Annotated in this window: 21 protein-coding genes; 12 read left to right on the forward strand and 9 right to left on the reverse strand. The window is 64.8% G+C overall.

What is annotated here, in order from left to right; genetic code table 11:
- Window positions 1-85: 85 nt before the first annotated feature.
- From FOY53_RS15350 to FOY53_RS15360, 3 genes are read right to left on the reverse strand one after another with little or no spacing between them, the layout of a single operon-like run.
- On the reverse strand, window positions 86-454 hold the full coding sequence (locus FOY53_RS15350) for a hypothetical protein (RefSeq protein ID WP_146590398.1): 369 nt from the start codon (window positions 452-454) through the stop codon (window positions 86-88).
- A gap of 4 nt (window positions 455-458) precedes the next feature.
- A complete protein-coding gene (locus FOY53_RS15355) occupies window positions 459-1,211 on the reverse strand; it encodes a DUF599 domain-containing protein (RefSeq protein WP_372833052.1) in 753 nt (250 codons plus the stop codon).
- 20 nt (window positions 1,212-1,231) lie between these two features.
- Entirely contained in the window at window positions 1,232-1,642 is a 411-nt protein-coding gene (locus FOY53_RS15360) for a CopD family protein (RefSeq protein WP_146590402.1), read from the reverse strand.
- A gap of 119 nt (window positions 1,643-1,761) precedes the next feature.
- Between FOY53_RS15360 and FOY53_RS15365 the strand changes: the two genes are divergently transcribed.
- The 7 genes from FOY53_RS15365 to FOY53_RS15395 all read left to right on the forward strand — a co-directional run bounded on the left by FOY53_RS15365 (window position 1,762) and on the right by FOY53_RS15395 (window position 8,426).
- The gene (locus FOY53_RS15365) at window positions 1,762-3,210 is read left to right on the forward strand and encodes an FAD-linked oxidase C-terminal domain-containing protein (RefSeq protein WP_146590405.1); all 1,449 of its coding nucleotides are present in this window, start codon (window positions 1,762-1,764) and stop codon (window positions 3,208-3,210) included.
- A 76-nt stretch (window positions 3,211-3,286) separates the two neighbouring features.
- Window positions 3,287-4,402, forward strand: a complete 1,116-nt coding sequence (locus FOY53_RS15370) for an FAD-binding protein (RefSeq protein WP_146590407.1) — start codon at window positions 3,287-3,289, stop codon at window positions 4,400-4,402.
- On the forward strand, window positions 4,399-4,740 hold the full coding sequence (locus FOY53_RS15375) for a hypothetical protein (RefSeq protein WP_146590408.1): 342 nt from the start codon (window positions 4,399-4,401) through the stop codon (window positions 4,738-4,740). The genes FOY53_RS15370 and FOY53_RS15375 overlap by 4 nt, the downstream gene beginning before the upstream one ends.
- A gap of 1 nt (window position 4,741) precedes the next feature.
- Window positions 4,742-6,034, forward strand: a complete 1,293-nt coding sequence (gene glcF, locus FOY53_RS15380) for a glycolate oxidase subunit GlcF (RefSeq protein WP_146590411.1) — start codon at window positions 4,742-4,744, stop codon at window positions 6,032-6,034.
- 73 nt (window positions 6,035-6,107) lie between these two features.
- Complete coding sequence (locus FOY53_RS15385) at window positions 6,108-6,929, forward strand: trypsin-like serine peptidase (RefSeq protein ID WP_146590413.1); 822 nt, start codon at window positions 6,108-6,110, stop codon at window positions 6,927-6,929.
- A complete protein-coding gene (locus FOY53_RS15390; RefSeq protein ID WP_146590415.1) occupies window positions 6,926-7,735 on the forward strand; it encodes a trypsin-like serine peptidase in 810 nt (269 codons plus the stop codon). The genes FOY53_RS15385 and FOY53_RS15390 overlap by 4 nt, the downstream gene beginning before the upstream one ends.
- 217 nt (window positions 7,736-7,952) lie before the next feature.
- On the forward strand, window positions 7,953-8,426 hold the full coding sequence (locus FOY53_RS15395) for an Hsp20 family protein (protein WP_146590417.1): 474 nt from the start codon (window positions 7,953-7,955) through the stop codon (window positions 8,424-8,426).
- A gap of 121 nt (window positions 8,427-8,547) precedes the next feature.
- On the opposite strand, the gene FOY53_RS15400 is transcribed toward FOY53_RS15395, so the two are convergent.
- From FOY53_RS15400 to FOY53_RS15415, 4 genes are read right to left on the reverse strand one after another with little or no spacing between them, the layout of a single operon-like run.
- Window positions 8,548-10,590: a glutamine amidotransferase gene (locus FOY53_RS15400; RefSeq protein WP_146590419.1), complete on the reverse strand. Its 2,043-nt coding sequence runs from the start codon at window positions 10,588-10,590 to the stop codon at window positions 8,548-8,550.
- A complete protein-coding gene (locus tag FOY53_RS15405; protein ID WP_146590421.1) occupies window positions 10,587-13,352 on the reverse strand; it encodes a DUF4159 domain-containing protein in 2,766 nt (921 codons plus the stop codon). Before FOY53_RS15405 ends, FOY53_RS15400 begins: the two co-directional genes overlap by 4 nt.
- Window positions 13,349-14,224: a DUF58 domain-containing protein gene (locus tag FOY53_RS15410; protein WP_146590423.1), complete on the reverse strand. Its 876-nt coding sequence runs from the start codon at window positions 14,222-14,224 to the stop codon at window positions 13,349-13,351. Before FOY53_RS15410 ends, FOY53_RS15405 begins: the two co-directional genes overlap by 4 nt.
- Window positions 14,221-15,228 carry an AAA family ATPase gene (locus FOY53_RS15415; RefSeq protein WP_146590425.1) on the reverse strand — a complete coding sequence of 336 codons (1,008 nt, stop codon included), beginning with the start codon at window positions 15,226-15,228 and terminating at the stop codon, window positions 14,221-14,223. Before FOY53_RS15415 ends, FOY53_RS15410 begins: the two co-directional genes overlap by 4 nt.
- Before the next feature lie 68 nt (window positions 15,229-15,296).
- On the opposite strand from FOY53_RS15415, the gene FOY53_RS15420 reads away from it, so the two are divergent.
- On the forward strand, window positions 15,297-15,887 hold the full coding sequence (locus FOY53_RS15420; protein ID WP_146590427.1) for a DUF1285 domain-containing protein: 591 nt from the start codon (window positions 15,297-15,299) through the stop codon (window positions 15,885-15,887).
- 176 nt (window positions 15,888-16,063) lie between these two features.
- On the opposite strand, the gene FOY53_RS15425 is transcribed toward FOY53_RS15420, so the two are convergent.
- Entirely contained in the window at window positions 16,064-16,882 is an 819-nt protein-coding gene (locus FOY53_RS15425) for a sulfotransferase family protein (RefSeq protein ID WP_146590533.1), read from the reverse strand.
- 142 nt (window positions 16,883-17,024) lie between these two features.
- Between FOY53_RS15425 and FOY53_RS15430 the strand changes: the two genes are divergently transcribed.
- Window positions 17,025-18,602 carry a DUF5928 domain-containing protein gene (locus FOY53_RS15430; RefSeq protein ID WP_146590429.1) on the forward strand — a complete coding sequence of 526 codons (1,578 nt, stop codon included), beginning with the start codon at window positions 17,025-17,027 and terminating at the stop codon, window positions 18,600-18,602.
- 10 nt (window positions 18,603-18,612) lie between these two features.
- Window positions 18,613-18,981 (forward strand): histidine triad nucleotide-binding protein, encoded by a 369-nt coding sequence (locus FOY53_RS15435; RefSeq protein WP_146590431.1) that lies wholly within the window; start codon window positions 18,613-18,615, stop codon window positions 18,979-18,981.
- A gap of 135 nt (window positions 18,982-19,116) precedes the next feature.
- Here the strand turns inward: FOY53_RS15435 and FOY53_RS15440 are convergent, their stop codons facing one another.
- Window positions 19,117-20,055 carry an ABC transporter ATP-binding protein gene (locus FOY53_RS15440; protein ID WP_146590433.1) on the reverse strand — a complete coding sequence of 313 codons (939 nt, stop codon included), beginning with the start codon at window positions 20,053-20,055 and terminating at the stop codon, window positions 19,117-19,119.
- Window positions 20,056-20,130: 75 nt separating this feature from the next.
- Between FOY53_RS15440 and FOY53_RS15445 the strand changes: the two genes are divergently transcribed.
- Both FOY53_RS15445 and polA read left to right on the forward strand, forming a co-directional pair.
- The gene (locus FOY53_RS15445) at window positions 20,131-20,310 is read left to right on the forward strand and encodes a zinc-finger domain-containing protein (protein ID WP_146590435.1); all 180 of its coding nucleotides are present in this window, start codon (window positions 20,131-20,133) and stop codon (window positions 20,308-20,310) included.
- Window positions 20,311-20,475: 165 nt separating this feature from the next.
- Window positions 20,476-23,298 carry a DNA polymerase I gene (gene polA, locus FOY53_RS15450; RefSeq protein WP_146590437.1) on the forward strand — a complete coding sequence of 941 codons (2,823 nt, stop codon included), beginning with the start codon at window positions 20,476-20,478 and terminating at the stop codon, window positions 23,296-23,298.
- Window positions 23,299-23,411: the final 113 nt, after the last annotated feature.

The following is a 23,411-nucleotide window of genomic DNA, read 5'->3' on the forward strand; positions in this document are numbered from 1 at the left end:
TCGGGGCGGGCGTTCCGGTTTGGCGACCGGCACCGCCTCGGGCGGGCAGGCACCGTGGCGATTGCCTGCAGGGCGCCGAAGGCCGTCACATCTCTGGCGACATTTCGATGCGATAGTGCACGCTGTCCCAGCCCTCGACCGAACAACGTGCCCGCACGAACAACTCGCGTACGCCATCCGGGACCATCACCGAGGACAGCGACCGGGTGAACGGCTGCTCCTGTACATGCGGGTGCAACAATTCGCGGGTGGCGATGACCCGGCCATGCACATCCTCGATCCGCCAGCTGTCGGCATAATGGTCCCAACCGGTATCCGGATGCCGCAGCGTCACCGCAATCCGCCAGTTCATGCCAACCTTGTCGGTCATGACTGCCTCGATGTTGGGGCCGTTGGCCCAGGCGGCGGAAGCCGTCAGGGCGGCGAGGACAAGACAGAGCAGGGGCGTTTTCATTCGCTCACCCTAGCAGTTTGCCGGGCCTTGTGGCGTCAACTCCGTGTGTCTCGGGCGTGTGCTTCTCGCGATCGCTGCCATCCAGCAACACTTTGCGGGAGGCTGACCAGAATTCGCGCCGCAGGATGACCACCAGCGTCACGATCGTGGCCACGGCCAGTGCCCATGCCCCCAGCAACCAGGCCGCCGCCGCGATGCCAAAGTAGACCGACCGCAGCCCGCCGTTGAAGCTGCGCGCGGCGGTGATGTTGATCTCTCCGGACTTGGCGGCACGGATAAAGGCCACCGGATTTCGGGCATCGTTGGGCACCGCCGCCATCAGCACGGCGCAATACCCGAACAACCGATGTGACCAGACGAATTTCAGGAATGCATCGGTGGCAAAGAACAGCATGAGCAGCAGCTTGATCTCCCAGACGATGGTGGGGGCGCTGCCCAGCGTCAGATCCTGCGCCACGCCGCGCAGCAGGTCGGCATTGCCGATCAGCGCCAGCCCGCCGCCGATGGCAATCATGCTCGCCGACGCAAAGAAGGCCGCGCCCTGGCGCATGTTGTCGATGATTGCGGAATCAAAGATCCGGGGTTCACGGGTCACAAAGTGCCGCATCCATTCGCGCCGGTAATCCGCCATCAGACGTGACACCGACGGCCTGTGTTCCGGTGGATGTTCGATGATCCGGTTGCAGATGATCCAGCCCAGCACAAGCACTGCCAGCGCCGCATAGTCCAGCGGCGAAAACAGGGCGAGTTGGTCCATCCAGATCAAAGCGCAGCGCCTCAGAACGGCTTGGCCACCACGACCCAGAGGATCGCGATCACGCCAAGCACACTGATTTCGTTGAAGATCCGCAAGAACCGGTCGGATTCACTGAACACGCCGCGACGTGCCCGCAACACCATGCGCCCGGTCCAGGCGTAATGGCCTGCCAGCGCCAGAACCAGCACCAGCTTGACCCAGACCCAGCCCGGAAACCCCCAGAACGCGGCCAGCCAGAGCCCGGTCAGCAGCGCGACAACGCCAAGGCCGGCGGAAAAGCGGTAGAGCCGGACAGTCAGATCCCCGAGCGGGCCGAACTCACCCAGGCGCGCGTGTTCCCGTTTCCAGAAGATCAGCGCCCGGGGCACGGCGAAAATGCTGGTCATCCAGCCCATGACGCAGAGAAGGTGTATGATCTTGACCCAGTTCATGACACGATCCCTGCGACAGCCCGGGGCGCAGTGCAAGCCGCCGGTGCGACTCTGGCAGAAATCAATTGTCGCGCGTGTCATTTTGGTTATATTATGTTACCAATTTACGGAGAAGCCCGATGGAAATGCCGGTCCCGAACGCCGATGTGATTGCCCGAAAAGCGCAGCTTGTCGACGGCCTTGCCAGGATCCTGCCGGCCGGAGCGGTGATTTCCGAAGTGTCCGAGACCCGAGCCTATGAATGTGACGCGCTGACCGCGTACCGCTGCCCGCCGCTGGCCGTGGTCCTGCCCAGGACGACGCAGGAAGTCTCGGCAGTGCTGAAGCTGTGCCATGCAATGGGGGTGCCTGTGGTGCCGCGCGGGTCCGGCACGTCGCTGGCCGGGGGGGCGCTGCCGACAGCGGACAGTGTGGTGTTGGGCGTGGCGCGGATGAACGACGTGCTCGAAACGGATTACGACAACCGGTTCATCCGGGTGCAGACCGGGCGCACCAACCTGTCGGTCACGGGGGCTGTCGAGCAGGACGATTTCTTTTACGCCCCCGACCCGTCCTCGCAACTGGCCTGCGCCATCGCCGGCAATATCGCGATGAACTCGGGCGGGGCGCATTGCCTGAAATATGGTGTCACCACCAACAACCTGCTGGGCGTCACGGTGGTGCTGATGGACGGCACGGTAACGGAAATCGGCGGCGCGTTCCTCGACAGCGGCGGATTGGATCTGCTGGGCCTGATCTGCGGATCCGAAGGGCAGCTGGGCGTGGTGACCGAGGCGACCCTGAGGATCCTGCGCAAACCCGAAGGCGCGCGCCCGGTCCTGATGGGGTTCGACTCCAACGAAGTCGCCGGCGCCTGTGTGTCGGACATCATCAAGGCCGGGGTGCTGCCCGTCGCGATCGAATTCATGGACCGTCCCTGCATCGAAGCCTGCGAAGCCTTTGCCAAGGCCGGTTATCCGATGTGCGAGGCACTGCTGATTGTCGAGGTCGAAGGGTCGGCGGACGAGATCGACGAGCAGCTTGCGGTGATCCTCGACATCGCCCGTCGGCACAACCCGGTCGAGTTGCGTGAAGCGAAAGATGCCGACGAGGCGGGCCGCATCTGGCTGGGCCGGAAATCAGCGTTCGGAGCCATGGGCCAGATCAACGACTATATGTGCCTGGACGGCACCATCCCGGTCACCGCGCTGCCCCATGTGCTGAAACGCATCGGTGAACTGGGCAAGCAGTACGGTCTGGGTGTGGCCAACGTCTTTCACGCCGGCGACGGCAACATGCACCCGCTGATCCTGTTCGATGCCAACAAACCCGGCGATCTGGAGCTTTGCGAAGCGATGGGCGCCGATGTGCTGCGTCTCTGTGTCGAGGTCGGCGGCTGCCTGACCGGCGAACATGGTGTCGGCATCGAAAAACGCGATCTGATGGTGGATCAGTTTGACCCTGCCGACCTTGAGGCGCAGATGGCGGTGAAGGATGTGTTTGATCCGAACTGGTTGCTCAACCCCGCCAAGGTGTTTCCGCTGGCGGTATCGCAGAGCCGGCGGCACGTTGCGCTGGCGGCAGAGTGACGGACAAGGAGGGGTCGGCGGTCGGCCCCGCTGCGCGCCGCGCATTCATCCCGGGATATTTGGACCCAGAGTAGACATGAGACCTGAGACAGAGGCCGAACTGGCCGAAATGATTGCCGCAGCCAAGGGCCCTCTGCATGTGCAGGGGGGCGGGACGCGTTCGGTTGGCCAACCGGTGACGGGCGATGTGGTGCGGACTGCCGGGCTGACGGGCATCACCCTGTACGAGCCCGGGGCGCTGACGCTGGTGGTCCGGGCCGGAACCCCGCTGGCAGAAGTCGAGGCGGCGCTGGAGTCCGAAGGCCAGAGACTGCCGTTCGAGCCGATGGATCATCGCGGGTTGCTGGGCACCGGGGGCACGCCGACGATCGGTGGCGTCGTGGCCACCAATGCCTCGGGGCCGCGCCGGATCCAGGTCGGAGCCTGCCGGGATTTCATGCTTGGGGTGCGGTTTGTCGATGGTCAGGGCACCATCGTCAAGAATGGCGGGCGGGTGATGAAAAACGTCACCGGCTATGACCTGGTCAAGCTGCTTTCGGGCAGTTGGGGCACGTTGGGGGTGCTGAGCGAGGTGTCGCTGAAAGTCCTGCCGAAACCGGCAAGCGCGGCGACGCTGATCCTCTCGGGACTGGATATCGGACAGGCAGTAACTGTGATGAGCCATGCGCTGGGCTCGCCCTACGAAGTCAGCGGCGCCGCGCATGTGCCCGCCGCCGGACAGACGCTGTTGCGGATCGAAGGCTTCGCGAAATCCGTGGCCTACCGCGCCGGAAAAATCCGGCAGATGTTCACGCAACACGACGTTGCCGTCGTGGACGATGCTGCGGCGGTGACAGAGATCTGGACAGGTATCCGGGATGTCGCGCCACTGCAGGACCGGCCCGGCGACGTGTGGCGGATCTCTGTCAAACCTTCGGACGCGGTGCAGGTGGCGGCGCAGTTGAATGCGGAGGCGTTGTTGCTTGACTGGGGCGGCGGGCTGATCTGGGCGCGGATGCCCGAAGGTACAGACCTGCGCGCCCGTCTGGGCGGCATCGCGGGGCACGCGACGCTGGTGCGCGGATCAGACGCCAGCCGCGCGGCCCTGCCGGTGTTCCACCCGGAACCGGCACCGCTGGCGCGCATTTCCGCAGGGCTGCGGGCCCGGTTTGATCCACGCGGCATTCTCAACCCCGGGCTGATGGCGGGATGACCGCCGCCGCGCTTCTTGCCTATGCTGTGGCGTTTGTGGCCGGGCCGCTGCTGTATGTGGCGATACTGAAACTTGCGGCCGTCAATACGGTGCCTGCGGCCCTGACCGTCGCGGTGGTCACATCCATGGCACTGGCAGTCAGCCTGCGCGAAAGCGTGCCGCTGCTGGCCCTGGCATGCCTGTGGCTGTCCTGGGTTCTGGCCGTTGCACTGATGATCCTGGCGCTGCGGCGCCGCGCCCTGTCCCCCCGGCTGAAACGCGTCAGCTTTGTGGCGGGACTTCTTGGAACGACTTTGCCCTGGTTCGGACTGGCCACGGCCCAAATGGTGACTTTCTGACATGCAGACGACCTTTACCCCCGAACAGTTGGCCAACCCCGACACGGCGCGCAGCAACGAGATTCTGCGCGCCTGTGTGCACTGCGGTTTCTGTACCGCCACCTGTCCGACCTACCAGATTCTGGGGGATGAACTGGACAGCCCGCGGGGGCGGATTTACCTGATCAAGGACATGCTGGAAAACGAACGGGTTCCGGATGAAAAGACCGTCAAGCACATCGACCGCTGCCTGAGTTGTCTGGCCTGTATGACGACCTGCCCCTCGGGGGTACATTACATGCATCTGGTCGATCACGCCCGGGCCTATATCGAGGATCGGTACAAACGGCCCTGGTCCGATCGCGCGTTGCGGTGGATGCTGGCACAGATCCTGCCGCACCCGACACGGTTCCGCCTGGCCCTGCTGGGGGCCAAGATCGGGCGGCCTTTTGCCTTTCTGATGCCGGATGCCCGGTTGCGGGCGATGCTCGAGATGGCACCGAAGTCGATCCCGCCGGTCAGCCGCAACGACACGCCGCAAAGCTTTGCGCCCACGGCCCCGCGCCGCCGACGGGTCGCGTTGATGACCGGCTGTGCGCAAAAGGCGCTGAACACCGATATCAACGACGCCACCATCCGGCTGCTGCGCCGTCTTGGCTGCGAAGTTGTCGTGGCCAGGGGCGCAGGCTGCTGCGGCGCGCTGACCCATCACATGGGCAAGATCGACCAGAGCCATGCGTCGGCGGCCGCCAACATCCGGGCCTGGGTGAGCGAGATGGACGGGGACGGTCTGGACGCGATCGTGATCAACACCAGCGGCTGCGGCACCACTGTCAAGGATTACGGCCACATGTTCCGCAATGATCCGCTGGCGGCGGATGCGGCCCGGGTGTCGGCAATTGCCAAGGATATCAGCGAAGTGCTGATGGATCTGGACCCCCCCGAAGGTACGGACAGGGGGCTGACCGTCGCCTATCACGCCGCCTGTTCCCTGCAGCACGGCCAGAAGATCAAGACCTTTCCCAAGGATCTGCTGAAGCGGGCCGGTTTTCGCGTCGTCGAGCCCGCGGACCCGCATCTGTGCTGTGGTTCGGCGGGGACCTACAACCTGATGCAGCCGGAGATCTCGCAGCAGCTCAAGTCCCGCAAGGTGCGCACGCTCGAGGCAAGAAAACCCGATGTCATTGCCGCCGGAAACATCGGCTGCATGATGCAGATCGGTTCGGCCACCGGAATTCCGGTTGTGCATACCGTCGAACTGCTCGACTGGGCGGCCGGAGGGCCCAAGCCGCCGCGCCTGATGACAGATACGTGAGCAGCGAATTAATCAAGCCCGTGACAAAGTTTCGCCTCAGGTGGCCGCTACACCGTGGACACCAGAACGGAGAATGACTGTGCGGCTGCCAATCGCTTTACTCGTGTCCCTGCTGCTGTCCCTGACCGGCGCGACGACTGTCGCGGCTCAGGGCCTGTTTTCGCTCAACAGCCTGCAGGACGGCCGCGAATGGCAGGCTGTCGGTCGTCTGGAAATCGCCGGCGAGGCATTTTGCACCGGTGCGTTGATCGACACCAATCTTGTGCTGACGGCGGCGCATTGTCTGTTCGATGCTGAAACCGGTGCCCGCGTGCCCACCGATCAGATCCAGTTCCTGGCCGGATGGAGCAGCGGCCGCGCTGCGGCCTACCGCCGGGTGCGCCGGGCGGAACCGCATCCGCAGTATGACTTTTTCGGTGCCAACGATGCGGGCCGGGTCCGGGTCGATGTCGCACTGCTGGAACTGCAGCATCCGATACGCAACGGGGTGATCGTACCGTTCCGGACGGATCTGCGCCCGCAGACCGGAGACCGGGTGGGCGTGGTGTCCTATGCCCACAATCGCTCCGAAGCGCCCTCGGTGCAGGACACCTGCGAGGTGATGTCACGCCAGCAGGGGGTGCTGGTGATGTCCTGCCAGGTCGATTTCGGCAGTTCGGGTTCGCCGGTGTTTTCCTTTGCCTCGGGGGCGCCGCGGATCGTTTCGGTGGTGTCGGCCAAGGCCGAGGCCAATGGCGTCGCGGTGTCACTGGGCACCGACCTGCTCGAACCACTGGTCGCGATCCGCGCGGTTCTGGAAGGCCAGGAGGGCCTGTCGGCCAACGGGATATCCAGCGTCAGCCGTGTCGGCTCGGCCTTTCACAACGACACCGGCGCGAAGTTCGTCAAACCATGAAGCTGCGGGGACTTCTTGCCCTGGCGGCGCTGTTCTGCGCGCCGCTCGCCGCCGCCGACAGCCTGAAGGGGCTGGATGGGCTGGACCGGCGCGGCGAACTTCTGGGCTGGGAAGGCGTTGGCCGGATCGACCTGCCCGGCGGGTTGTGTACCGGCGTGCTGATCGCGCCCGACGCAGTCTTGACGGCGGCACATTGTGTGCACGACCGATCGGTCGAGGATGGAATACTGTTTCGCGCCGGCTATGCCCACGGCACGTCAATGGCGGACCGGCGGGTGTCGCGTATCGTGCTCGCTCCGGGTTACAGGGGCACGTCGCAGGGCCGCATCGGCGGGGATATGGTGCGCCACGATGTGGCTCTGCTGCGGCTGGCCGCACCGATTTCCAGCGCAGAAGCGGACCCATTCCGGATCTTCGACGGTTCGGCCCCCGGCGCTCGGGTCAGCGTCGTGTCATACGGACGGGGCCGCGAAGAGGCATTGTCACGCCAGGCCGACTGCGCCATCACGCAGGTCTACCGCCACGGAATCATGGGGTTTGACTGCAATGTGACCTTCGGCTCGTCCGGGGCGCCGGTGTTCGTGCGTCAGGACGGGAGGTTGCGGATCCTGTCGCTGATCTCGGGCGGCACCGCGCCGGGCCAGGCGGGCGGCGAGGCCTATGGCATGTCGCTTCCCGACGTGGTCCAGCCGCTGATGGCGGAGCTGCGCCGCGATGACGCGCGCCCAAAGGTCACCAACGGTGCGCGCCGCGTCATCGTTGGCCAGCGCACCAGCGCAGGCGGCGCCAAGTTCGTACGGCCCTGAGACGCCGTGCCTGCCGGGTTCACCGGCGGACAAGGCTGCCTGTGTCTGACTGCGAGATCCCGAAAATCCTGTGCCGGGCGCTCTTGAAAGCACGAAAAACCCTTCCCAACTATAAGCCATCGGGATGCCGAAGATCGGGTCTCGATGCAACCTGCGCCTGTCCCATGACGGGAAGGCGTGACACATGAAAATGGTATCGCTCACTGGAGGATGACCCATGAGAAGCTTTGACTTTGCACCCCTTTATCGGGCCACTGTCGGATTCGACCAGATCGCAGACATGATGGACCGGGTGCTGGCAAATGACGGCGCACTGCCGACATATCCGCCCTACAACATCGAAAAAACCGCCGATGACACCTACCGCATCTCGATCGCGGTTGCCGGATTCTCGGACGAGGACCTGTCGGTCGAGGTCAAGGAACACGCGCTCGTCGTGTCCGCCCGCAAAGCCGATGAAGATGGGCCCCGGGCCTATCTGCACCGCGGCATTGCCACCCGCGCCTTCGAGCGCCGGTTCCAGCTGGCCGACCACGTCCGTGTCACCGGTGCCAGCCACGCCGACGGCATGCTGCATATCGACCTGTCCCGCGAGATCCCCGAAGCGCTGAAACCGCGCCGGATCGAGATCGCCAATGCCCAGACCAAGGCGATTGAAAAGGACGTGGTCGACGCCAAGTCGGTCAACTGATCCCCGTTCGGGCCTCAGCCTGAATTCCGGCCCCCGGCAAAGCACTTTGCCGGGGGCTTTTGCACGTCCCGGGCAGGTCTGAAAATCTATTCCCTGTGCGTGGTGCGCCACGCCGCGGGGGCTAGCTGCGGCCCTCGCGCAGCCAGGCGCCGATGACCATCACCGAAGCCAGCACAAGCACCAGCCAGGCGGGCAGCATCGGTGTCTGGGTGACATCCCGGGTTTCATAGGCGTTGCGCGGGGTGAGGCCGATCCAGCCGCGTCCGGCGGCGGGGCGGCCCGAACCGACCTCGCGCAGCGTCGGAAGTCCGTCTTCCAGTCTGGGCGTGCCGCCGCGCATCGTGTCGATCACCTGGTCCAGCAGATCGCCGGTCGCGATGGTCTGTTCGAATTCGCGCGGTGCCGCAGGCCCAAGGCCGATGACCGAGGTCTGCTCGCCTTCCGCCAGCCGGTACAACCCGATCTCGGATCCTTCGTACAGGGCTTCGAACCGGCCGGGGCTGACTTCGTTCAGCGTCACCGTCGCGGTGCTGCCGTCAGGAGCGGTGACGGTGACCTGGCCAACCGTTTCGGACAGGGTGCGCCGGACGATGCGCATGGTCTGGCCGGTGGCTTCGGCGAACAGCGCCTCTTCTTCCAGCTCGGGTTCCTTCATCATCCAGTGTGCAAGACGGCGCAGGAGGTCGAGCTGGGGGCCGCCGCCTTCGAAACCGCGCGACCACAGCCATGCCTGATCCGACGCCATCAGCGCCACGCGGCCTTCGCCGACCCGGTCCAGCACCAGCAGCGGGCGGTCGTCGACCCCGGACATCACCACTTCGGCGTCAGAGCCGGGTGTGACTTCGATCTGTCGCATCCAGCGGCCCCAGGTGTCCTCACCCGGCAGACCGGCGGTGACCGGATGGCGCCGACCCAGGTCGGTGATCGCGGGCCGATAGCCCTGGTCCAGAACCCGCGCAGTGGGTTCGGCAGGCAGAATCGTGGACAGCGGCGAGCGGTATAGACTGTCGGCGCTGGCGTAATCGGGCCCGGCCGCGATCAGCAGGGCGCCGCCCTGCTCGACATAATTGCGTACGTTGTCGAGGTAGATTGCCGGCAGGATGCCGCGCCGCTTGTAACGGTCAAAGATGATCAGGTCGAAATCCTCGATCTTTTCCAGAAACAGTTCGCGGGTCGGAAAGGCGATCAGAGACAGTTCGGTGACCGGCACGCCGTCCTGCTTTTCCGGTGGGCGCAGGATGGTGAAATGCACCAGATCGACCGAGGAATCGGACTTCAGCAGGTTGCGCCAGGTGCGCCCGCCTGCATGCGGCTCGCCCGACACCAGCAGCACGCGCAACCGGTCGCGCACGCCGTTGATCTGCACCAGGGCGGTGTTGTTGCGATCCGTCAGCTCGCCCTCTGCTTCGGGCACGGTGAACTGGATCACGTTGCGCCCACCGTGGGGCAACGGCACGGGCAGATCGAACGCCTCGCCGATCGGCATGGTGAAGACCTGCGGTTCGCCACCGTCGACGGATATTTCCAGCGTCGTCGAGAGGGCCGCCGGGGCCGCCCCCTCATCCTCGACCATCAGGGTCAGGGTCACCGGTTCGCCGAGAATGGCAAAGGCCGGAGCGTTGCGCACGATCAGCCGGCGGTCCCAGTCCGTCGTCTTGCCGGTCATCAGCAGATGCATCGGCGCCGGCAGGTCCGGCGCGCGCTCCAGGTCGTGAAGGCGCCCATCCGACAGCAGCAGGATGCCGGCGATGCGGGCGCGCGGTTCTTCGGCCAGGGCGGCGTTCAGCGCCGACATCAGCAGGGTGCCGGTATCGTCGTCACCATCGCCGACGTTGATGCGGCGAACTTCGGTGTTGGGGCGTCCGGCGAGCCGGGCCTGCAGCGTGGTTGCGGCGGTTTCGGTGACACCGGCCCGCTCGGCCAGGGACTGGCTGGCGCTCTGGTCCACCAGCATCAGCACGATGTCGGACAGCGGTGCGCGGTCTTCGATCTGATAGGAGGGCTGGGTCAGTGCCCCGATCAGGACAACAGCAGCCAGTGCGCGCAGCGCCCAGCCGGACAATCCGCGCCACAGTGCCAGCACGACGCCCAAGGCGGCCAGACCGGCGAATACCGCAATGACAGCCCAGGGCAGAAGCGGATCAAAGACGATGGTTCCGGTCATTGGCCCAACCTGTCGAGCAGTGCAGGCACGTGGACCTGATCGGATTTATAATTTCCGGTCAGCACGTGCATGACCAGATTGACGCCAAAACGATAGGCGATCTCGCGTTGACGCTCTCCGGAGAAGCCTCGGCCGACGGCGACCAGCGGATTGCCACGCGTGTCCATTGCCCAGGCGGCGGCCCAGTCGTTGCCGCCGATCACCACAGGGGTCACATTGTCGTTGAGGTTGCGGAACGGCATGCCTTCGATCAGCTCGGCATCGGGCGGCGCTGCTTCGACCCAGACGTCCCGGGCGGTGTAGCGGCCCGGGAAATCCTGCAGCAAATAAAAGGTGCGGGTCAGCACATGGTCCGGCGGAATCGGTTCCAGCGGCGGGATGTCCAGCGGCGCGGCGAGTTGCTGCAGCTTGCGACCGTTCGGGCTGGCGGCGCCAAAACTGGCGACATCGGCGTCGCGGGTGTCGAACAGGATCATCCCGCCCGACCGCAGGTAGGTGTTGAGCTTGGCATAGGCTTCGTCCGAGGGCGTCGGCTGGCTCGGGGTGACCGGCCAGTACAGCAGGGGGAAGAACGCCAGTTCGTCACGTTCGAGATCGACACCCATGGGTTCCGACGGCTCGACCGACGTGCGGAAATACAGGGTCTCCGTCAGCCCCCGCAGCCCGGCCAGCGCCAGATCGTCAAGCTGCGCATCCCCGGTCAGCACATGGGCCAGGCTGACTTCGGCGGTGGCGGCAAGGGCAAAGGCATCGTCCTGCGCCCGTGCCTGATCCGGAGCCATCGGCACCAGCATCACTGCAGCGACAATCGCTGCGGCGGCACGCGCCCCCCGCAGGCGGCCCGAAAGAGCCAGGGAGGCGATGACATCCGCCAGCAGCAGCGTGACCGCCAGCGCCAGAAGCCAACCTGCCAGCGGTGTTTCCTGCGGGCGGCTCAGACCCTCGACCGCGATGCGGGCGGGCCAGCTTGCAGCCATCAGCACCGTGTCCGGTGTCACCACGTTGCGGGCGAGACTGCGGTCTTCGCCCTGGTAAAGCCCGGGCCGCAGATCGGGGCCCAGCGGCGCCGTGATCAGCGCCGGACCGTCGACCCCGGGCAGGGTGTCGGCATCGCGCGGGGTGCCAAAGGCGTCAAGCACCACGGCAGGCTGCCAGATTGTGCCTTCGAGATCGGTGGCTTCGGGCTGTGTCGGGGTCGAGGAGACGGCAAGGCGTTCGAGCATCTGCACAAACAGCCCGGACAGTGGCAGCGACGACCATTCGGCATTGGCGGTCACGTGAAACAGAACGATCTGCCCCTGACCGACCCGCTTGCGGGTGACCAGCGGCGTTCCGTCGTCCAGTTGTGCAATGACCCGATCCGCCAGATTCGGATCCGGCTGTGCCATGACCTGTGCCGTGATCTTGACGTCCTCGGGCACGTCGAGCCCCGCAAACGGGCTTTCGGGCGTGAAGGCCGCCAGGGATTTCGGCTCGCCCCAGCTCATCGCGCCGCCGACGGTACGGCCACCGGCCCGCAGGCGGACAGGCATCAGGGCGTCCTCGCTGTCGCGGCTGACATCGCTGGCGGCCAGACGTGGACCGGCGAAACGCAGCAGCATGCCGCCGCTATCAAGCCAGTCCAGCGTCGCCTGTTGTTCGGCCGCGCTGAGGGTGGCGACATCGGCCAGAATGATGACGTCCGGATTGGCCGGCAGGATGTCGAGCAGTGCGCCGTCCAGCAGGTCGGCGTTGGGCTCCAGAGCACGGGTGAGGTAGTGCAGCGGCGAGAGCAGTTCCAGACCTTCGCGGTTCTCGTTCCCGGCGATCAGCGCGACTTCACGGCGGCGCAGGGAATCGTCGGGCAGGGTCACGGCACCGGCGCTGCGCTGACCTTCGACCTCGAAACGGGTAACGCGGGCCCGCAATTCCGCAGGCAGCGAAAGTTCGGTTTCTGCCGTCACCGCCTCTGTCGCGAAGGTTACCGAGGCACGTGCTAGGGTGGCGGGATTTCCCGCCGGATCCAGTCCCTGCGCGACCACGGATATGTCGGCTTCCGGTCCGGGATGCAGACGGCGCAGGTGCAGGGCGACATTGCCGTCGCTGAACCGCGCCGGTTCGATGGCGTAGAGGCTGCGCGGGCTTTCAAAGACCGTGACGCGCCCCCGTTGTTCCAGCGTCGCCAGCAGTTCGCCGCGACTGTCGCGCGCGAGTCCGTCGGACAGCCAGTAGGTGTCAAAATCGCTGTCAGGCAGCAGCGACATCAGGCGGGTGACCTGTTCTGCCAGCGGCTCCCAAGGCTCGGGCAACACGCCGGCCAGGCGGCTGCGCCAGACATCGGCGGCCTGGAACTGCGGCGCTTCGGGCGCGCTCAGCCGGACCAGCGCCACCGGACGATCGTCGCGACCGGCGCGGGTCAGCAGCGCCTCGATCGCGTCCTGCCGGGCGCGCCAGTCGGCGGCGCTGGCCCAGCTTGCATCCATCAGCACCAGCAGGGGGGACGTGCCTGCGGCGTCGGCCTCGGGTTCCGGGTTCAGCACCGGCCCGGCAAGGCCAAGGATCACCGCGGCGACAGCGAGCATCCGCAACAGCAGCAGCCACCACGGCGTACGGTCGCTGACCTGTTCGTCATCCTTGAGACCCAGCAGCAGCACCACGCCGGGAAACCGCCGCCGGATCGGCGCAGGCGGGACGGCGCGCAGGATCAGCCAAAGGATCGGTAGCGCCAGCAAACCAAGCAGCAGCCAGGGCGCCGAAAAGCCAAGCGCGCCGAAAACGGTCATCCGTGACCTCCATCCATCGCGCGGTACACCCAAAGCAGGGCCGATTGCGCTGATGTGTTGGTGTGATGGCAGCTGTACTGCCAGCCGGTGACCCGGCACAGGTGTTCCAGCCGCGCCTTGCGTGCAGCCAGCCGGTCGAGGTAGCGACTGCGCAGATCGGCGGCCTTGAGCGTCTCATGCGCCAGCGACTTGCCGATGCTTTCGAAAATGGTGCGGCCCTGAAACGGAAACGCCTCTTCGGACGGGTCGAGCACCTGCAACAGCACGCCGCGCACACCACGATCTGCCGCCTTGGTCAGCGCCGCCTCGATCGGGCCCGGATCGGCGAGAAAGTCCGATACGAACAGGGCGCGGGCGTGGGGCAGCATGCCGCGCGCCTCGGGTTCGGCGTAATCTTCGGGAGCGTCGGTGGTAAACGCCTCGGCCAGACGCAGTATCTGTTCCCGGCCACGCCGGGGCGGGAGGGTCCAGCCGGTCAGACCGACCCGTTCGCCGCCCCGCACCAGCAGGATCGACGCGGCGAGGGTCAGCAGGCGGGCGTGGTCCAGCTTGGTCGGGAGGTTCTTCTGGCTGGCAAAGCGCATCGACGCGCCCTGGTCGAGCCAGACAATCACGCTCTGGGCAATCTGCCATTCGCGTTCGCGCACATACTGACCGTCACTGCGCCCGGACCGGCGCCAGTCGATACTGCGCAGGCTGTCGCCTTGCTGCAACGGGCGGTACTGCCAGAAATCGTCGCCCAGTCCGGCCCGCCGCCGCCCGTGTTCCCCGAGAAGCACTGTGCCGGCCAGCTTTTCCGCCCGCGCCAGAAGGGCGGGCAGCCGGGCGGCTTCTTCTTCCGAGGTTTGCCTCAGGGCGAGGGCTGGGATCACGCTGCCGCCTCTGACCGCATCATGCCTGCGGCCACATCGTCAATCAGGGCGCCAAGGTCTTCGCCCCGGGCGCGCGCCGAGAAGGTGAGCGCCATGCGGTGCGTCAACACCGGGCGCGCCATGTTCAGAACATCCTCGGGTGCCGGGGCCAGACGGCCCTGCAGCAATGCCCGGGCCCGCACGGTCATCATCAGCGCCTGCGCTGCACGCGGCCCCGGACCCCAGGACACGGTGTCGCGCACACGCTCGCCCGAGGACGGGTCCGAGGGGCGGAAGGCGCGGACCAGATCAAGGATCATTTCGACCACCGCATCCCCTACGGGCATCCGGCGCAGCAGGCGCTGCGCAGCCACCAGCGAGGCGGGATCAAACACCTGGTGCGCCTCTTCCTCGGTCAGGCCGGTGGTGGCCAGAAGGATGTCGCGCTCGGTCTTGCGGTCGGGATAGGCGACGTCGATCTGCACCAGAAACCGGTCAAGCTGGGCTTCGGGCAGGGGATATGTGCCTTCCTGTTCGATCGGGTTCTGGGTTGCCAGCACGTGAAAAGGTGCATCCAGCGCACGGTTTTCGCCAGCGACCGTCACCACCTTTTCCTGCATTGCCTGCAACAGCGCCGACTGGGTGCGGGGGCTGGCGCGGTTGATCTCGTCCGCCATCAGCAGCTGGCAGAAGATCGGGCCGGGAATGAACTTGAACGCGCGGCTGCCGTCCATGCCGGTTTCCAGCACTTCCGAGCCGAGGATATCGGCCGGCATGAGGTCGGGCGTGAACTGCACCCGGTTGCCGTGCAGCCCCATCACGGTGCTCAGGGTTTCGACCAGGCGGGTCTTGCCCAGGCCCGGCAGACCGATCAGGATGGCGTGACCACCACAGAGCATGGCCGAAAGGGTCAGGTCCACGACCCGTTCCTGACCGATGAACCGCTTGGTAATCGCCTGCTTGGCCTCGGCCAGTTTCACTTCCAGCGCCTCGATTTCGGCGACCAGATCTTCGGCCTCGGTCATGACAATGCTCCCTGACATGCTAACTTGCTGGTATGAGTGTATCGCGCGACTGGGAAATGGCAAAAGCAATGAGCACACAAAATATCGTGACACCCTCGGCTGAGGGCATCGCCGCATCGATCCGTGCCGCCAAAGGACGCGGCCTGCCACCGGTGCACAAGTGGAATCCGCCGTTCTGCGGCGATCTGGACATGCGCATCGCGCGCGACGGGACCTGGTTCTATCAAGGAACTCCGATCGGTCGACCGGCGCTTGTGCGATTGTTTTCAACGATCCTCAAGCTTGAGGACGGCAAATACTACCTCGTGACCCCGGTCGAGAAGGTTGGCATCACGGTTGAGGACGCACCGTTTGTGGCCGTTGATTTCACGGTTGCCGACGCGGGAACAGGGCAGGTGCTCAGTTTTCAGACAAATGTCGGAGACACCGCTGATGCGGGCAAGGAACACCCGATCCGGGTGGTGCGGGACCCGGAAACCGGCGAACCGTCGCCCTATGTGATGATCCGCGCCGGGCTGGACGCGTTGATCGACCGCAAGAGCTTCTACCGGCTGGTCGAGATCGGAGCGCACCACGAGGTCGACGGCACGCAATGGTTCGGTCTTTGGTCGGGTGGTGTGTTCTTCCCGATGATCCCCTCGGCGGAGCTGCCCGACTGAGTGTTCCGAGCGGGGAACCTCGCGCTGGACGCGGCCCGGAAGGTCGCGGCATGAGCATCGGCACCTGAAAGATCCCGCCGGGTCCGGCCTGCCTTGCCTCAGGACCTGTGCCGTCCGGCGAGGGCGGGATTGTCGTCGGTGATCTGGCGGTGATGGGCTGCGTGCAGCGGGCGGATTCAGTCCCCGAGCTTGGCATGTACCTCATCGAGGTCGATTTCGCCGATCGGCATCTTGTTGCCCGGATTGGCAAAATCGTACCTGAACAGCTCAAAATCGCGTTTGAAGATCTCGTAGATCAGGTGCATCGCCATGTCGTCAAAGTAGTCCTCGACAGGGTGCAGGCGTTTTGGGCCGTGACCCTCGGATTCGTTGAAGCGGGGAATGTCGGCAAGGTCGATCTTGTGCGGCGTGTCGATGGCGTCCAGCACGCCCTGCATTCCTTCATTGAAGGCTTCGGTCCAGAAGATCCGATCATATTTGCCGCCGTTCACGATGAAGGTGCTGACATGGCCGGCCATCGCCGACCAGTGGATGTCCGGCTCCATCGGACGCCGCCAGCGGATGGTGTCGCGCACGAACAGCAGGAAGCGCCGGAAGGATTTCACCTGATCGAACTCTTCGGTGCCGTCCTCGCCACCGACCTCGATGCCGTATTTCTGGATCAGCAGCGGCACGAGGTTGCCGCGATACCGTTTTCCGTTGCGCTGAATGCCGCAGATCTTGTCGAAAAATGACGACAACACGCGGGTGTAGGGATTGCGCACGCAGGTGAAGGCATAGGAGTTGTGCGTCTTTACATTGGCATTGATCAGCTTCTGGCTGTCTTCGCGGGCCCATTTGTGCAGACCTTTTTCGGCATCGTGGATGTCGCCGTCAAAGAACCTGCCATGGTCCGAGTAGAACATGATCTGACCAATGGTCGAGCAGGCGCATTTTGGCACCACCCGATACACCATGCTTTCGCTTTCGGTCATCCACGTTCCGGGAAAACCCATTCCTGCCGCCTCCGCCCGTTCGCCGGTTTCGCGTTCCGGTCTGTTCATCACACAAAAAAGCAAAGAAACCCGGTTTATTCAACGCCCGTTCACCTTTATCAACATATTCAGTTTGGCATGAATAGGGCAGATTGTTCGAGAAATGGCAAAAATTGCCTTTATCCTGCTGTGCCACAGGGATCCTGACGCCATCGTCAAGCAGGCGCAGAGCCTGACGGCGGTTGGCGACTACATCGCAATCCATTTCGATGCCCGGGCGCCCGCCGCCCATTTCGACAAGATCCGCAAGGCCCTGAAGGGCAACCCCAACGTTGCCTTTGCCAAGCGGCGCATCCGGTGCGGCTGGGGGGAGTGGTCGCTGGTGCAGGCATCGCTGCACGCGATCCGGGCCGCGGTGGATGCCTTTCCGCGCGCGACGCATTTCTACATGCTGTCCGGGGACTGCATGGCGATCAAGTCGGCGGAATATGCGCATGAGTTTCTGGACCGGCGCGAAGCCGACTACATCGAAAGCGTTGACTATTTCGCCGGCGACTGGATCAAGACCGGCTGGAAGGAAGAGCGGCTGATCTACCGCCACTGGTTCAACGAGCGCACCCAGAAGCGTCTGTTCTACGGGATGTTCCATCTGCAACGCAAACTGGGCCTGACCCGGGCGATTCCGCAGGATCTCGAGATCATGATCGGCAGCCAATGGTGGTGCCTGCGGCGGCGCACAGTCGAATGGATTCTCGATTTCATCGCGCGCCGACCCGATGTGACGCGCTTCTTCCGCGCCACCTGGATCCCGGACGAGACCTTTTTTCAGACGCTGGTGCGTCATCTGGTGCCGGGGAACGAAATCGACAGCCGCACCCTGACCTTTCTGATGTTCACCGATTACGGCATGCCGGTGTCGTTCTACAACGACCACTACGATCTTTTGCTGGCGCAGGATTTTCTGTTCGCGCGCAAGATCAGCCCGGCGGCAAAGGAGCTGAAGCGGCGGTTGGGGGTGCTGTATTCCGCCGAGGGACAGCGGTTCCAGATCTCCAACGAGGGCCGGTCGCTGTTCAAGTTCCTGACAGGAAAGGGACGGATCGGCAGGCGGTTTGCCACCCGGTTCTGGGAAACCGAGAGCTCGCTGGGGCGCGAGCGGGAATTGCTGATCGTGGTCTGCAAGAAATGGCATGTGGCCAAGCGGCTGCTGGAGCGGATCCGGCAGGTGACAAATGTTCCGGCGATCGAATACCTGTTCAATGAACAGGACACGGAACTGCCGGATCTGGGGGGGGTGCAGTCGACCCTGAGCAAGCGGCACCGTCACCGCCGCGCGCTGATGCGGATGCTGTATGACTACTACGACACCGACCGGCTGATCATCTGCCTGGACCCGGCCAACCTTGATCTGATCGAGGATTTCTGCCGTGACCGGGCGGTCACCCGGCTGCTCGAGGTCGATTGCCAGTTCAGCGACGACTACCTGACGGGTCATGCGATGCGGGTGGGGCTGGCCGGAGAGCGCACGCCGCGCGAAACGCTCGAGCGGTTGCTGCCCGCGATCCGCAATGACATGGTGCACGAATCCGACCGCATCCGGGATGGGGAATTTGACAACCACGCACGGATGCGCGAGGTCGATTCGACCGAGGTGACGGCGCAGCATATTTCCGGCTTTCTGACGATTTCGATCGAGAAGGCGCGCGAGATTGCCGAAACCGACTATCTGTTTGCAGACTGAGGATGCCCCGATGGCCTATGCCTATGACGACCAGAACATCTTTGCCAAAATCCTGCGCGGAGAGATCCCCAACACAACCGTGCTCGAGACCGACCACTCGCTGGCGTTCCGGGATCTGCATCCACAGGCGCCGGTGCATGTGCTGGTGATCCCCAAGGGGCCATATGTCTGCTACGACCATTTTGCGCAGATGGCGTCGGATGCCGAGATCCTGGACTATACCCGTGCCATCGGCCGGGTCTGCGCGATGGAAGGGGTCGCCGGCGACGGCTTCCGGATGATCGCCAACGCCGGCGCGAACGGTGTGCAGGAGGTGCCGCATCTGCATGTGCACATCCTGGCCGGGCGGCCGCTGGGGCGGATGCTGCAACGGGCGTGAGCCGTCCGGCAACCTGATCCTGCGGGGCGCGCCCGCGGCGCGCGCTGGTTGTCTCGCACCCCGCCGTTGGCGGGGCGCTCGGCGCCAGACTGCACCCTGGCGCGCGGACCCGGCGGGACGGCGGCAGGGCAGGCCTCAGGCGGCTCCGGCGCGGGTCAGGTTCAGGAAAACGTCCTGCAGGTCGGCCTGTTCGGTCCGCACGTCCCGAATGCGGATGCCGGACCTGCGCACCAGTTCCAGCACCTCTTCGCCGTTGGTCCGTCGGGCGTGATAGGTGAAAGCGAGGCTGCCGTCGGATCGGTTTGCCACCTCGATGCCCGTGGCCGCAGGCAGGGTCGTCGGCGGGGATTCGGGGGTGATGACCATCGTCCGGGTGTCGATCTGACCAAGCAGGTTGGCGGTGCTGTCGCGGGCGATCACCGCGCCCTGCGAGAGGATGGCGATTTCGTCACACATCTCTTCGGCCTCTTCCAGATAGTGGGTGGTGAGGATGATCGTCATGCCACGGTCACGGTTCAGGCGGCGGACGTTGTGCCAGAGCATCTGGCGCAGCTCGATGTCGACGCCCGCCGTGGGTTCGTCCAGCACCAGGATATGCGGATGGTGCACCAGCGCCTTGCCCAGCAGCAGGCGGCGGCGCATGCCCCCCGAGAGGGTGCGGGCATAGGCCTCGGCCTTGTCGGAGAGACCGATCATCGCGAGAATCTCGTCGGTGCGGCGCTGCGCCCTGGGCACACCGTAGAGGCCGGCCTGCACGTCCAGCGCCCCGCGCGGCGTGAAGAACGGATCAAGGTTGAGTTCCTGCGGCATGACACCGATGGCGGCGCGGGACTGCCGCGGGTTCACGTCCTGGTCAAAGCCCCAGATCGTGACCTTGCCGGCGGTCTTGTTCACCAGTCCGGCGAGGATGTTGATGAGGGTGGACTTGCCCGCGCCGTTCGGCCCGAGCAGGCCAAAGACCGCGCCTGCGGGCACCGTGAGGTCGATGCCGTTCAGGGCCACTTTCGGCGGCTGCCTGCCGCTGACGCCGTAAGTCTTGCGCAGGCCGGTGATCTTGATCGCATCCGTGGTCATGCTCTGGCTTGCTCCTGTTTCGTCCTTCGCCCATAACGCAGGTAGTGCAAAGACAGCCCGAAGGGAATGTGCCCGATGACGACGCAAGCGCCGGAAACCAAGGTCGTGGACAAATACCGCATCGCCTGCGACGGCAGCGAAGGGGCGCTGGGCCATCCGCGCGTCTGGCTGCAGATCCCGGTGGACAGGGGATTTGTCGAATGCGGCTACTGTGACGCGAAATACGTTCACCGGGACTTTGAAGGCAAGGTCTGAGACGACCCGCTGCCGGGGGTGATGGCCTGAACGGCGCCAGGAGGACCGGGCGGAGCACCTGTTGGTGCGCCGTGTCGTTTGAGTATTTGGAAAGAGAAGAACATGGGGTGGCGGTGGGTTCCGGGCCGTGGCACCCTGTGGTCGAAGTGACAACGGAGGCGCGTCATGGCGTTCGGAAAAGGCCATCATCTGCATCTGATCGACGGCTCGGCCTTCATCTTTCGTGCCTACCATGCACTGCCGCCGCTGACGCGCAAATCCGACGGTCTTCCGATCGGCGCGGTGGCGGGATTCTGCAACATGCTGCAGCGCTATGTCGAGGGCAACGCCGGCGGGGATGTCACCCATCTGGCGGTGATCTTTGACAAAGGCAGCCACACCTTTCGCAATGACATGTACGACCTCTACAAGGCCAACCGCGAGGCGATGCCCGAGGATCTGCGACCGCAGATCCCGCTGACCCGGCGGGCGACCGAGGCGTTCAACATCGCCTGCAAGGAGCTTGAGGGCTACGAGGCCGACGACATCATCGCCACCCTGTCCTGTCAGGCGCGCGCGGCGGGCGGCCAGGTGACGATCATTTCGTCGGACAAGGATCTGATGCAACTGGTCGGTGACGGCGTCGAGATGCTGGACGCGATGAAGAACAAGCGCATCGACCGCGACGGCGTGTTCGAGAAGTTCGGGGTCTTTCCCGAGCGGGTGGTCGACGTGCAGGCGCTGGCCGGGGATTCGGTGGACAACGTGCCGGGCGCACCGGGAATCGGCATCAAGACAGCGGCGCTGCTGATCAACGAATATGGTTCGCTCGAAGCGTTGCTGGACCGGGCGGGCGAGATCAAGCAGCCCAAGCGGCGTGAGACGCTGGTCGAACACCGGGCGCAGATCGAGCTTTCCAAACGGCTGGTGCAACTGGACTGCGACACGCCGCTGGACTTTGGTCTGGACGATCTGGAGGTGCGGGAGCCCGAGCCGGAGGTGTTGCTGGGCTTTCTGGCCGAAATGGAGTTCCGCACGCTGACAAAGCGCATCTCGGAAGCCCTGAACGTCGCGGCGCCTGCCATCCCCGAAGCCGCGGTCGCGGCGACCCCGGAGAATGCGCCCGAGGCACCAGCGATTGATACCGCAAATTACGTCTGCGTCAGCGACATGGCGGCGCTGGAGGCATGGGTCGCCAAGGCCTATGCGCGCGGCTGGGTGGCGGTGGACACCGAGACGACGGGTCTGAACGAGATGATCGCCGACCTGGTCGGCGTGTCGCTCTGTGTCGAGGCGGGGGAGGCCTGTTATATCCCTCTGGGCCACCGGGGCGGGGCGGCGGCGGGCAGCGGGACAGGGGATCTGTTTGCCGAAAAGGCGGATGATGCGCTGGTCCCGGGCCAGATTCCGCTGGAGGCGGCACTGGCGGCGCTGAAGCCGATGCTGGAGGATCCGAGCATTCTCAAGATCGGGCAGAACATGAAATACGATGCCAAGATCCTGGCGCGCCATGGCATCACGATTGCCCCGATCGACGACACCATGCTGATGTCCTATGCCATGCACGCGGGCGAGCATACGCATGGAATGGACACCCTGGCCGAGCGCTATCTGAACCACACGCCGATTCCGATCAAGACGTTGATCGGCACGGGCAAGAACCAGATCACATTTGACCGGGTGCCGGTCGAGACGGCGGTGACATATGCCGCCGAGGACGCGGACGTAACGCTGCGCCTTTGGCAGCTGTTCAAGCCGGAGCTGCACCAGGCCCGTGTCACGCGGGTCTACGAGAGCATGGAGCGGCCGCTGGTGGCGGTGCTGGCACAGATGGAGATGGCCGGAATCAAGGTCGACCGTCAGACACTCAGCCGGATGTCGAGCGCCTTTGCCCAGAAGATGGCGGGGCTTGAATCCGAGATCCACGAGCTGGCGGGCGAGAAATTCAACGTCGGCAGCCCGGCGCAGCTGGGAGAGATCCTGTTCGACAAGATGGCGCTCGAGGGCGGCAAGAAGGGCAAGAGCGGCAAGTATTCGACCGGGGCCGACGTGCTCGAGGATCTGGCGACCGAGCATGATCTGGCGCGCCGGGTGCTGGACTGGCGGCAGTTGAGCAAGCTGAAGTCGACCTACACCGATGCCCTGCAGGAACATATCAACCCGGATACCGGGCGGGTGCACACCTCTTATTCCATTGCCGGGGCGAACACCGGGCGGCTGGCGTCGACGGATCCCAACCTGCAGAACATTCCCGTGCGCAGCGAGGAGGGCCGGCGGATCCGCGAGGCTTTTGTGGCGGAGCCGGGCAAGGTTCTGGTGTCGCTGGATTACAGCCAGATCGAGTTGCGGATTCTGGCGCATGTGGCAGGGATCGACGCGCTGAAACAGGCGTTTCGGGACGGGCAGGACATCCATGCGATGACCGCTTCGGAGATGTTCAACGTGCCGATGGCGGAAATGACCCCGGAGGTGCGCCGTCAGGCCAAGGCGATCAACTTCGGCGTGATCTACGGCATCTCTGGATTCGGTCTGGCGCGCAATCTGCGGATCCCCCGCGCCGAGGCGCAGGGCTTCATTGATCGTTACTTCGAGCGGTTTCCCGGGATTCGCGACTATATGGAGTCCACCATCGCCTTTGCGAAAAAGCATGACCGGGTCGAGACATTGTTTGGTCGGGTGATCCATACCCCCGAGATCAATGCCAAGGGGCCGCACGCCGGGTTTGCCAAACGTGCGGCGATCAATGCCCCGATTCAAGGCACGGCCGCGGATATCATCCGCCGGGCAATGATCCGGATGCCGCATGCGATCGCCGGCCTCGAGGGGCGCGCGGTGATGCTGTTGCAGGTGCACGACGAACTTCTGTTCGAGGTCGAAGACGGATGTGTCGAGGCGCTGATCGCCATCGCCAAAGAGGTGATGGAAGGCGCGGCGGACCCGGTGGTGCATCTGGACGTCCCTCTGATCGTGGATGCGGGTCAGGGCCGCAACTGGGCCGAGGCGCACTGACCCCGGCCACCGCTTTGGCGGCGCGACTGCATCTGAGTATTTGGAAAGAGAAGAAACAGGGGGCAGTTCGTGGCGTTGCAGTGCTGGCGCGGCTGCGCCCGGACCGACCCCCG

Source organism: Puniceibacterium confluentis (assembly GCF_007923445.1).
GTDB lineage: Bacteria > Pseudomonadota > Alphaproteobacteria > Rhodobacterales > Rhodobacteraceae > Puniceibacterium > Puniceibacterium confluentis.

Excerpts from the sequence above, each read along its gene's own strand:
- FOY53_RS15350 (WP_146590398.1), bottom strand. The coding sequence starts at position 454 with ATGAAAACGCCCCTGCTCTGTCTTGTCCTCGCCGCCCTGACGGCTTCC.
- FOY53_RS15355 (WP_372833052.1), bottom strand. The coding sequence starts at position 1,211 with ATGGACCAACTCGCCCTGTTTTCGCCGCTGGACTATGCGGCGCTGGCA.
- FOY53_RS15360 (WP_146590402.1), bottom strand. The coding sequence starts at position 1,642 with ATGAACTGGGTCAAGATCATACACCTTCTCTGCGTCATGGGCTGGATG.
- FOY53_RS15365 (WP_146590405.1), top strand. The coding sequence starts at position 1,762 with ATGGAAATGCCGGTCCCGAACGCCGATGTGATTGCCCGAAAAGCGCAG.
- FOY53_RS15370 (WP_146590407.1), top strand. The coding sequence starts at position 3,287 with ATGAGACCTGAGACAGAGGCCGAACTGGCCGAAATGATTGCCGCAGCC.
- FOY53_RS15375 (WP_146590408.1), top strand. The coding sequence starts at position 4,399 with ATGACCGCCGCCGCGCTTCTTGCCTATGCTGTGGCGTTTGTGGCCGGG.
- glcF (WP_146590411.1), top strand. The coding sequence starts at position 4,742 with ATGCAGACGACCTTTACCCCCGAACAGTTGGCCAACCCCGACACGGCG.
- FOY53_RS15385 (WP_146590413.1), top strand. The coding sequence starts at position 6,108 with ATGACTGTGCGGCTGCCAATCGCTTTACTCGTGTCCCTGCTGCTGTCC.
- FOY53_RS15390 (WP_146590415.1), top strand. The coding sequence starts at position 6,926 with ATGAAGCTGCGGGGACTTCTTGCCCTGGCGGCGCTGTTCTGCGCGCCG.
- FOY53_RS15395 (WP_146590417.1), top strand. The coding sequence starts at position 7,953 with ATGAGAAGCTTTGACTTTGCACCCCTTTATCGGGCCACTGTCGGATTC.
- FOY53_RS15400 (WP_146590419.1), bottom strand. The coding sequence starts at position 10,590 with ATGACCGGAACCATCGTCTTTGATCCGCTTCTGCCCTGGGCTGTCATT.
- FOY53_RS15405 (WP_146590421.1), bottom strand. The coding sequence starts at position 13,352 with ATGACCGTTTTCGGCGCGCTTGGCTTTTCGGCGCCCTGGCTGCTGCTT.
- FOY53_RS15415 (WP_146590425.1), bottom strand. The coding sequence starts at position 15,228 with ATGACCGAGGCCGAAGATCTGGTCGCCGAAATCGAGGCGCTGGAAGTG.
- FOY53_RS15420 (WP_146590427.1), top strand. The coding sequence starts at position 15,297 with ATGAGCACACAAAATATCGTGACACCCTCGGCTGAGGGCATCGCCGCA.
- FOY53_RS15425 (WP_146590533.1), bottom strand. The coding sequence starts at position 16,882 with ATGGGTTTTCCCGGAACGTGGATGACCGAAAGCGAAAGCATGGTGTAT.
- FOY53_RS15430 (WP_146590429.1), top strand. The coding sequence starts at position 17,025 with ATGGCAAAAATTGCCTTTATCCTGCTGTGCCACAGGGATCCTGACGCC.
- FOY53_RS15435 (WP_146590431.1), top strand. The coding sequence starts at position 18,613 with ATGGCCTATGCCTATGACGACCAGAACATCTTTGCCAAAATCCTGCGC.
- FOY53_RS15440 (WP_146590433.1), bottom strand. The coding sequence starts at position 20,055 with ATGACCACGGATGCGATCAAGATCACCGGCCTGCGCAAGACTTACGGC.
- FOY53_RS15445 (WP_146590435.1), top strand. The coding sequence starts at position 20,131 with ATGACGACGCAAGCGCCGGAAACCAAGGTCGTGGACAAATACCGCATC.
- polA (WP_146590437.1), top strand. The coding sequence starts at position 20,476 with ATGGCGTTCGGAAAAGGCCATCATCTGCATCTGATCGACGGCTCGGCC.